Here is a 7,040-nt window from a genome sequence, read left to right as displayed (position 1 = left end):
ATAGGTCCCGCCGAGCGCGGCGCCTGCGGCGCCGACGAGTCCAACAATGCCGACCGGGGAGGGTCCGAGGTACTGGAACATCCGGGGGTCAAAGACGTAGGCGAGCGCCGCGAGCGACGGGCCCGAAGACGAGAGAACTGCGGTCGCGATGCCGACCGCTGGCAGTTGAAGCGCGACGAGAACAGCCGAAAGACGCATTCCTTCGACCGCCATGCCGGGGAAATCGTCGAACGAGGGGAGTGCAGTGGCGTCGTGGTCGCCAGCGCGGACGAGTTTGGCGACGTAACCGACGAGCAAAATCCCTGCGAGCGGCGTGGCAAACGACGCGAGCGTTACGAGCATACCGACGACGAAGGTGTCGAACGAAGTCTCCTCGGTGAGTGGGAGTGCGAAGGCGGATTCGAAGTCTGAAACGTCCATGTTCGAGGCGAGGTGGTTCCGTGTTAGTACATAAACCTCCGCCCAGTCATCGGATTACCTCTCGGCAGAGAATATGGTATGTGATGGCACGAATGGAATCGACCAACTACCGTCGTTCGCGGGGTGTCTGTGACGGAATTTCGTGATTCCGCGGAGCAAAGACACGATGTTTAAGACGTACGGTCCGGAACCACGTCGTATGCGAAACCGAACGTACACGGCCGACGCCGAACCCGGTGACACAGTCACCGTCGCCGGCTGGGTCCACGAAGTTCGTGACCTCGGCGGCATCGCGTTCCTGATTCTCCGGGACACGAGCGGCAAGATTCAGGTCAAATTCGAGAAAGACGAGATGGACGACGACCTCGTCGAGACGGGGCTTGGCGTCCACCGCGAGAGCGTCATCTCCGTGACCGGCGAGGTCGCAGAGGAGCCTCGCGCACCGACGGGTGTCGAAGTCACGCCTGAGAGCCTCGACGTTATCGCCGAGGCCGAGGCACAGCTTCCCCTCGACCCCTCCGGAAAGGTCGACGCCGAGCTTTCGACGCGCCTCGACAACCGGACGCTCGACCTCCGCAAGGACGAAGTGAAGGCAATCTTCGAGATTCGCGCCGAAGTCCAGCGCGCCGTCCGCGACGAGTTCCGCAACCTCCGCGCGACCGAGATTAACACGCCGAAAATCGTCGCCACCGGTACCGAAGGCGGCACTGAACTCTTCCCCATCACCTACTTCGGACAGGAGGCGTTCATGAACCAGTCGCCGCAGCTGTTCAAGCAGCTGATGGTCGGCTCCGGACTCGAACGCGTCTTCGAAGTCGGGCCGATCTTCCGCGCCGAAGAGCACAACACGCCGCGGCACCTCAACGAGGCGACCTCCATCGACTTCGAGTCGGCCTTCATCGACCACACCGAAGCGATGGACGTCTGTGAGGCCGTCGTCAAGGCCGCCTACGAGGCAGTCGAGGAGAACTGCCAGGACGAACTCGAAGCACTCGGCCTCGCCGAGGAGTTCGAAGCGCCGTCCGGCGAGTTCCCGCGTCTCACCTACGAAGAGGCCATCCAGCGCATCAACGCCACGGGCGAACTCGACGAGCAACTCGTCTGGGGTGACGACCTGCCGACCGAGGGTGAGAAGGCGCTCGGTGAGGACGTCGGCGAGCACTACTTCATCACCGACTGGCCGAGCGAAATCAAACCGTTCTACATCAAGGACCACGACGACGACGAGACCCTCTCGACGGGCTTCGACATGATGCACCCGAACATGGAACTCGTCTCCGGTGGCCAGCGTGAACACCGCTTCGACCACCTCGTCGCAGGCTTCGAACAGCAGGGTCTCGACCCCGACGCGTTCGAATACTACACGAAGATGTTCAAGTACGGCATGCCCCCGCACGCAGGCTTCGGTCTCGGCGGCGAGCGTCTCATCATGACGATGCTCGGGCTTGAGAACATCCGGGAAGCTGTGCTGTTCCCGCGAGACCGCCAGCGTCTCTCTCCGTAGAGACGCTCCGGGCGAGCGGGAACAGGGAGCAACGCGAAGCGTTGCGAGTGAGTTCCCGCGAGACCGGCAACGCCTGAGTCCCTGACGAAGGCGTTGTGAGCGAACGAGACGAGCGCACGCGAGTCTCGTCAGACCGTCAGCGTCTGTCGCCGGAGGCGACGACGCCCCACTGGTTACCCCACAAACGACGCCAACATTCATTTTTCCGAAACAATCGTTATCTCTCAACGAGTGGACACACTATGCACGAACGTCACCATCGAGAGAGGGCAGGATGAGCCATCCGGAAGGGGGAACCGACGACGATGTCGACGACGACGGGGACTCCCCACTCGAACAGTTGGTCGCCGGTGTCGTGATGGCGTTCATCTTCCTCGTCGGGTTCGGACTGCTCGCACTTGGTGTCCCGTGGTTCTGGGTAGCGTTCCCAGTGGGGTTTGCGGGTGTCCTGCCCGCCGCGATAGCACTCGCTCGGCTCTACGAGTCCCGCGATAGCGACGACGCGACCGCGACAAGCGAAACCGAAGACGCATTAGAGACGCTTCGTCAGCGGTACGCGGAAGGCGAGCTAACCGAAGCCGAGTTCGAGGCGAAAGTCGAACGCCTGTTAGAGACCGAGACGGTTTCAGACGCTCGAAAACAAGTCGAAAATCGGCAGCGAGACGAGACGGAAACGACCGCAGAGACGGAGTTCGAACAGACGTGAAGGTAGTGGCTCGTCGGGCAACGAAACGCAACACCGTTAACCGACCCGCATCGTAGAAAAACCGATGAGCGACGACGCGACGGCTTTCGTCCCCGGCCACATCACGGGCTTCTTCAGCGCCCATCCCGACGACGACCCGGCAGTCGCGGGGTCTCGCGGCGCAGGACTGACGCTCTCGCACGGCGTTACCGTAACCGTCGAACCGGCAGCCGAATCTGTCGTCTCCCTCGACGGCGAGGTAGTCGAAATGCCGCCCGTCGTGGATGTACTGCAGCGACTCGGTGTGAGCGCCACCGTCAGAGCCGAGAGCGAACTCCCGCTCGGTGCCGGGTTCGGCGTCTCCGGTGCGATGGCACTCGGAACGGCTCTCGCGGCCAACTCGGTCTTTGGCTGTGCCCGGTCGGAAAACGAACTCGTCACGGTCGCCCACGAGGCAGAGGTTCGGGCGGGGACGGGACTCGGCGACGTGGTGGCGCAGGCGCGCGGTGGGATGCCCATCCGGGTCGAACCCGGCGCGCCAGCCTACGGTCGGATGGACGGAATTCCCGCTCGCCCGCGCGTGGAGTACGTCGCGTTCGGCGGGCTGTCGACCGCCGAGATTCTCTCCGGCGATACGACGACGCTCACCGCCGCTGGGGAAGCGGCACTCCGTGAACTCCGTACCGAGCCGACGCTGGAGCGGTTCGTCGCCGAGTCGAGACAGTTCGCCCGCGATGCCGACCTGCTCACGGAGCGAGTCGAGGCGGCAATCGCAGACGTTCGGGATGTCGGCGGCGACGGGTCGATGGCGATGCTCGGCGAGACGGTGTTTGCCGTCGGAACCGGACTTTCGGACGCCGGATACGACCCCGAAAGCTGCCGCGTACACGCTGCTGGGGCGACGTTACAGCGTGAGTAGTGTTTCGGCTGGTCCCTCGTCGGCGATGAGAAAACGTGTTAGTTCAGCGGTGACGACACCACACGCATGAGCGACATCGAGATTCCCGAGAGTCACCCGCGATACCAGTCGCTTCTCACCAGACACCGCATCGAAGCGGGCGTCGAGAAGGGTATCACGAGCAGGCAGGGACTCATCGCACAGGGCCGCGGCGAGGCATTCGACTACCTCCTCGGCGAACAGACGATTCCGAGCGCGGACGAGGCGGCACGGGCCGCCGCGGCGCATCTCCTTCTCGCCGAGCACCCGGTTATCTCCGTCAACGGGAATGTCGCGGCGCTCTGCCCCGAGGAAACCGTCGAACTCGCAAATGCGGCCGACGCCGACATCGAGGTGAACCTGTTCAACCGCACCGACGAGCGCATGCAGGCTATCGTCGACCACCTCCGCGAGCACGGTGCCGACGAGGTGAAGGGACTCACCGCCGACGGTCGGATTCCGGGCATCGACCACGAGCGAGCGAAAGTCGACGCCGACGGCATCGGCAGCGCCGACGTGGTCGTCGTCCCGCTCGAAGACGGCGACCGCGCGGAGGCGCTCGGTGAGATGGAGAAGGTGGAAATCGTCGTCGACCTCAATCCGATGTCGCGCTCCGCACAGGTCGCCAGCGTTCCCATCGTGGACAACATCATCCGTGCGGTCCCGAATATGACCGAACATGTGCGCGAGCTACAGGACGCCACGCGGGAAGAACTGGAAGCTATCGTCGGCGACTTCGACGCCGACGAGGCCCTTGACGCCGCTGAGCAGGCGATTCGGTCCGGCGGCGACGAGTGAGCGCCGGGCGACACCAACTCAATTAAATCCGCTAATCAGCACCGCGAGCCACTGCGCTGGGTCACGTCGCCGACGGACCTCGATTGCGTCAATCCACTTGACCCACTGGAACCCGCGGCGGTTCGGCGCGACGAGTCGAAGCGGTGCCCCGTGGCCGTGCGAGAGTCGTTCGCCACCGACGTGCGTTGCGAGTAGCATCTCCCGTGCTTCCTCGATGGGGAACGACCACCGATACCCAGTGACCGACCGGACCGTGACCCACCGTGCTGACGAGTGAACCTCCGCGCTCGCGAGCACGTCGCCGAGTCTGACGCCGGTCCAGTCCTGTTCCGTGTACCACCCGCTCGTGCAATCGAGGAGGGCAGATTGTGTTTCGTCTGGGGTGAGGTCCACGGTGCCAAGCGTGAGTGGTTGCTCGACCAAGCCAGCTACCGAGAGCGACCACGCCTCGGAGTCGAGTGGGTCGGGGTCGTCGGCGACCCAACTCGTAACCGGAAACGACGCGTTTCCGTCGCCCGGCGGAAGCGGCCGAGACCCGGTGAACCGACGACTGACGCCGCGAACGGTGCCAACCGTCTCGGTGGCACGGGAGGCGGCTGCGCCGAAGACGAGAATTGCCCCGTACTGGAGCGCTTGCCGTCGTCCAGCGAAGTCGACCCGGCGAGGCGTGTGGAACCGCGAGCGAAGGTGGACGAGGAGAATCGGAAGGACGAGCAGGCCGAATCCGATGTGGACGTTAAGCAGCGTCCAGAAGCCGACGCTGATTTTGATGCCGAGAACCCACGCGATGCCGGTTCCCAATGCTGCGAGTGCGACGACGGCGAGGAGGATGGAGACGGCAGTGTGCCGGTCGCGAAGTCGCGAATCGAAGAGGCGGTGGCGGACCCGGAAGAGTTTGAACCCGACGAGGACGACAAGCGAGAGACCGGCGACGCCGTGGGCGACGAAGAGCAGATTGTTCGCCGGGTGGCCAGCACCGAGGCTCACGACGCCCGAAAGCGTCTGGAACAACACGAGCACGAAGATGGACCAGTCGACCGCCCGCGGCGGTGGTTCGACCCGTCGGAGTGCTCGGAGGGTGCGCCCAGCCATGCGAAAGACTAGCGTGGCAAAGCGGAAGAACTCGTCGCGAGAGGGTAATCGAAAAGAGCGTGTGAGGGGGAAGAGACGGATGAACCGACGGTCTCAGTCGTCAGCCGAGAGCGCCGATGGCAGTTCGGCGGGCAAGCGGTCGCGGTCGTGCGGTGCGGTGAAATCGAGGTCCGGGCCGACGCCGTAGATGCGCTTCGGGTTGATATCGTCGTGGCTGACGAAGTAGTGGCGGACGATGTGGTCCATGTTGACCGTCTGTTCGACGCCCGGCAACTGGTAGAGTTCCTTCGTGTAGTTCCAGAGGTTGTCGTACTCGTGGATGGCCTTCTTGTTGCACTTGAAGTGGGTGTGGTAGACGTGGTCGAATCTGACCAGCGTTACGAACATCGCGATGTCGGCTTCGGTGAGCACGTCGCCCGCGAGGAATCGCTGGTCGTCGAGGACTGATTCCCAGTGGTCGAGCGCGTCGAACAGTTCGTGGACGGCGTTCTCATAGGCCTCCTGTGTCGTCGCGAACCCGGCGCGGTAGACGCCGTTGTTGATGGGTTCGTAAATCTCGTCGATGAGGCGGTCAACGTCGTCCTCGTAGCCGTCGGGGTTGAGGTCCACGTCGTGCTCGGCGAGTGGGTCGAACGCCTCGTCGAGCATCCGCATAATCTCGCGGGACTCGTTGTTGACGACGGTCTCGCGTTCTTTGTCCCACAGCACGGGGACGGTAACGCGCCCGGTGAACTCGTCGTCGGCACGGAGGTAGATATCGCGGAGGAACTCCTCGCCGTAGAGCGGGTCCGGCAGGTCTTCGGAGAACTCCCACCCGTCGTCGATGCGGACCGGTTCGACGAGCGAGAGCGAAATCACGTCTTCGAGTCCTTTCAGCGCGCGCGTCATCGCGGTCCGGTGTGCCCACGGACAGGCACGACAGATGTACAGGTGGTATCGCCCCGCTTCGACGGGGAACCGCTCGTCCTCACCGACCCAGTTTCGGAACGTCGTCGTCTGGCGCTCGAACTCACCGTCTTCGTTGTTGGCGACGAACTCGCCGGTTCGCCACTCGCCTTCGTAGAGCATGTTCATGCTATCACGGCCTGGGGTGCTCGCATCGACCGTTCGTTAGGTCGAGAGCGACAAAAGTGGGAAGGAGACATCGATGTAACCGGGTTGCGAGTCGGATTCGGTCGGTTTCAGTCAGCTGCTGAAGACCGATAACTGTAATTTTGTTGTCCCTGTCCCGTCAGAAGTCGCCCATCAGTAGATTTTACTACTTGGTGGTATCACTAAGTAGTATGTCGTTCGACGGATTCACCGACGCGACAGAAGCACAGGTCACGCGCGCAATCTCCGACTCGTGGATGGAGGAGTTCCGCGAGCGGACGGACACCGACGTTATCATCGTCGGCGGCGGACCCTCCGGACTCGTCGCAGCGAAGGAACTGGCGGAACGCGGTGTCGACGTAACCATCGTCGAGAAGAACAACTACCTCGGCGGTGGCTTCTGGCTCGGTGGGTTCCTGATGAACAAGATTACCGTCCGCGGGCCCGCTAGCGAAGTCCTCGACGAACTCGACGTTCCGTACGAAGAAAGCGACGAGGCCGACGGACTCTAC

Annotated in this window: 8 protein-coding genes; 5 read left to right on the top strand and 3 right to left on the bottom strand. The window is 63.2% G+C overall.

Annotated features, from left to right (window positions below):
* The coding region (locus tag QT222_RS09725; protein ID WP_491477047.1) for a DUF4013 domain-containing protein at nucleotides 1-420 on the bottom strand (420 nt) is incomplete at its 3' end.
* 199 nt (nucleotides 421-619) lie between these two features.
* Here QT222_RS09725 and aspS point away from each other — a divergent pair.
* From aspS to QT222_RS09705, 4 genes are all read left to right on the top strand, one after another.
* Nucleotides 620-1,924, top strand: coding sequence for an aspartate--tRNA(Asn) ligase (aspS, locus tag QT222_RS09720; protein ID WP_004057587.1), 1,305 nt, complete (start codon nucleotides 620-622; stop codon nucleotides 1,922-1,924).
* Nucleotides 1,925-2,198: 274 nt separating this feature from the next.
* On the top strand, nucleotides 2,199-2,630 hold the full coding sequence (locus QT222_RS09715) for an SHOCT domain-containing protein (RefSeq protein ID WP_004057588.1): 432 nt from the start codon (nucleotides 2,199-2,201) through the stop codon (nucleotides 2,628-2,630).
* Between the two features lie 64 nt (nucleotides 2,631-2,694).
* Nucleotides 2,695-3,528: a pantoate kinase gene (locus QT222_RS09710; RefSeq protein WP_491477046.1), complete on the top strand. Its 834-nt coding sequence runs from the start codon at nucleotides 2,695-2,697 to the stop codon at nucleotides 3,526-3,528.
* 66 nt (nucleotides 3,529-3,594) lie between these two features.
* On the top strand, nucleotides 3,595-4,344 hold the full coding sequence (locus tag QT222_RS09705) for a 4-phosphopantoate--beta-alanine ligase (RefSeq protein WP_491477045.1): 750 nt from the start codon (nucleotides 3,595-3,597) through the stop codon (nucleotides 4,342-4,344).
* An 18-nt stretch (nucleotides 4,345-4,362) separates the two neighbouring features.
* On the opposite strand, the gene QT222_RS09700 is transcribed toward QT222_RS09705, so the two are convergent.
* On the bottom strand, nucleotides 4,363-5,436 hold the full coding sequence (locus QT222_RS09700; RefSeq protein ID WP_491477044.1) for a molybdopterin-dependent oxidoreductase: 1,074 nt from the start codon (nucleotides 5,434-5,436) through the stop codon (nucleotides 4,363-4,365).
* Between the two features lie 93 nt (nucleotides 5,437-5,529).
* Nucleotides 5,530-6,510, bottom strand: coding sequence for a glutathione S-transferase family protein (locus QT222_RS09695; RefSeq protein WP_491477043.1), 981 nt, complete (start codon nucleotides 6,508-6,510; stop codon nucleotides 5,530-5,532).
* Nucleotides 6,511-6,719: 209 nt separating this feature from the next.
* On the opposite strand from QT222_RS09695, the gene QT222_RS09690 reads away from it, so the two are divergent.
* Nucleotides 6,720-7,040, top strand: a 321-nt coding sequence (locus QT222_RS09690; RefSeq protein ID WP_491477042.1) for an FAD-dependent oxidoreductase, incomplete at its 3' end; no start/stop codon positions are given.

Source organism: Haloferax sp. s1, assembly GCF_058382125.1.
Note: the sequence above shows the minus strand (reverse complement) of the source record. Positions and strands in the feature narration are given on the sequence as shown.